This window comes from Mesorhizobium sp. M4A.F.Ca.ET.022.05.2.1 (assembly GCF_003998845.1).
In the GTDB taxonomy this organism is placed as follows: Bacteria; Pseudomonadota; Alphaproteobacteria; order Rhizobiales; family Rhizobiaceae; genus Mesorhizobium.
The window spans coordinates 1-2,185 of the sequence record NZ_RZOJ01000634.1 but is presented as its reverse complement, the minus strand read 5'-3'; the positions used below and the strand labels follow the sequence as shown (position 1 = coordinate 2,185).

Annotated in this window: 2 protein-coding genes and 1 pseudogene; all 3 read right to left on the bottom strand. The window is 65.7% G+C overall.

All coding sequences use genetic code 11. The features are described 5' to 3' along the window. Positions 1-246: 246 nt before the first annotated feature. The 3 genes and pseudogenes from EN745_RS33890 to EN745_RS33880 all read right to left on the bottom strand — a co-directional run bounded on the left by EN745_RS33890 (position 247) and on the right by EN745_RS33880 (position 2,170). Positions 247-1,128, bottom strand: coding sequence for a MurR/RpiR family transcriptional regulator (locus tag EN745_RS33890; RefSeq protein WP_127423246.1), 882 nt, complete (start codon positions 1,126-1,128; stop codon positions 247-249). Positions 1,129-1,202: 74 nt separating this feature from the next. Then, positions 1,203-1,397: pseudogene (locus EN745_RS33885) on the bottom strand (ATP-binding cassette domain-containing protein); the annotation flags it as partial. Between the two features lie 2 nt (positions 1,398-1,399). Next, positions 1,400-2,170: an SDR family oxidoreductase gene (locus tag EN745_RS33880; RefSeq protein WP_127423245.1), complete on the bottom strand. Its 771-nt coding sequence runs from the start codon at positions 2,168-2,170 to the stop codon at positions 1,400-1,402. Positions 2,171-2,185: the final 15 nt, after the last annotated feature.

The window sequence follows — 2,185 nt, the reverse complement described above, 5'->3', positions numbered from 1 at the left end:
GCCCAGACGACTGTTCGGGGTCGATGGAACGGCGGACGAAGACCCTCGCTCTCCCCCGGGCTTCAAGGCCCAAAGATGCTCCGGTCTCTCGTCCGCCACCGCACCTGCTGCAATAGCAGAGTCGGCAAGGGACAAGTTACAAGGTGCCGGCAGGCGGATGAGGGGCGGCGCGACGATTCCAGGATTGGCTCGGTTCTCACCGAATGTCCCCATTCGGCATCACGTGACCATGGAAAGATGCCCCCCTCAATCCCCCAGTGGCAGGCGGGGATCGTCGACCTTCAGCGTGTTCACGCTCTGCTTGATGCGGCGCAGGTTCTCCAGCACCTTCGGGCCGCGCGTCTCGGCGACCGAGGTCACGATCATGTCGACGATGGCGAGCAGCGCGTAGCGCGACGATGTCGGCTTGTAGATGTTGCCGTCCTCGAACGACTGCAGATGGATGACCGTATCGGCGGCCTTGGCCAGTGCCGAGTCCGGCGCGGTGATGGCGACCGTCGTGGCGCCATACTGCTGCGCGACCTGCACCGCCTCGATGACCGATCGCGCATAGCCGGAAACCGAAAAGGCGACCAGCGTCGTCTCGGGCGTCGCGACCGCGGCGTACATGCGCTGCAGCTGCCCGTCGACCTGCGCCAGCACCGGCATGCCCAGCCGGAACAGCCGGTTCTGCATTTCGGTCGCCATCATCGAGGAGATGCCGCCGGAGCCGACGCACAAGACATTGCCGGAAATTGCGATGCGCGCGGCGACGCCGACCAGCGCCGTCATGTCGAGGTTCTCGCCGGCGCGCTGGATGGCCGCTATCGCCGCTTCGGAGATGGCCGATGCGATGCGCTGCTCGCGCGCGTCGCGGCTAAGCGGCGCCGGCGACAGATACGGCCCGCCGATGGCGATCGCTTGCGCCAGGTAAAACTTGAAATCGCGCAGGCCCTCGCAGCCGAGATTGCGGCAGAAGCGGGTTACCGTCGGCTCACTGACGCCGACGCGCGCCGCGATCTCCGAGATCGCCGCCTTGGAAGCGAAATCGAGATCGGAAAGCACGAGGCCGGCCAGCCGGCGGTCCGACTTGGTGCCGTCCTGCGACATCAATTGCAGCCGCGTGACGATGTCGGCCGGCGTTTTCATCTGGGGTGACTTCATAGGGGCAGGCCCGTCGTCCCGTCGAACAGATGGATGTTGCGCGGCTCGACGGTGACCGGCAAGCCGCCGATCACGAGATCGCCGGAGCAGATCGTTTCCAGGCCGGCAAGCATGCGCAGCAGGGTCGACTTTGCCGCACCCCGACGGCCCGACCAGCATGACGAACTCGCCGCTTTGATCTCGAGGTCGATATCCACGAGGATGCTGTGAGGCCCGAACGATTTCGACAGGTTGCGGAACTGGACATCGGTCATGGTCACGCTCCCAATATGTCGTCGATGAAAGGCAGGCAGCCGGCGGTGAGCCCCGCATCGACCGGCATCACCACGCCTGTTACGCCGGATGCGCGATCGGAGGCAAGGAACGCCACCGTTTCGGCCACTTCCGACGCATTGACGATGCGGCCGAGCGGATAGAGCCGCTTGAGCTTACCGAGGATTTCAGGGTCCTTGGCGAGGCGATGCTCCCAGGCGGCGGTGCGGATCGATCCGGGGCAGACGACATTGGCGCGCACGCCGCTGCGGCCGAGCTCGACGGCGATCGACTTGGCATAGGCATTGATGCCGGCCTTGGCCGCGGCATAGGCGGGATTGCCGAAATGCGCGATGGCGTTGACCGAGGAGATGAAGACGACGCTGCCGGAACCGCGCTTGGCCATCGCCTTGGCAATAGGATCGGCGAAAATCATCACGCCGGCCAGGTTGAGATCGAGCTCATGCGCGATCCTGTCCGCCGTCAGCGCGCCAAGCGTCTCGGCGCGGGTCCAGCCGGCATTGTTGATCAGGATGTCGGGGACGCCGTCGCTGTCGAGGATCGCTGCGATGGCTGTCTCGATCGTGACCCGATCGAGCAGGTCGAAGACATGGCGCGAGGCAAGATGCGGGCTGGCCAGCGCCTCGTTCGACTGATCGCAGCCGACGACGCGCGCGCCGCGTTCGTTGAGCAGCGCCACGATCGCTGAGCCGAGGCCGCCGCCGGCACCCGTGACCACGGCCGTCTTGCCCTCGAATTCGGCTTTCGAAACCACAGCGCGCTCCTCCTC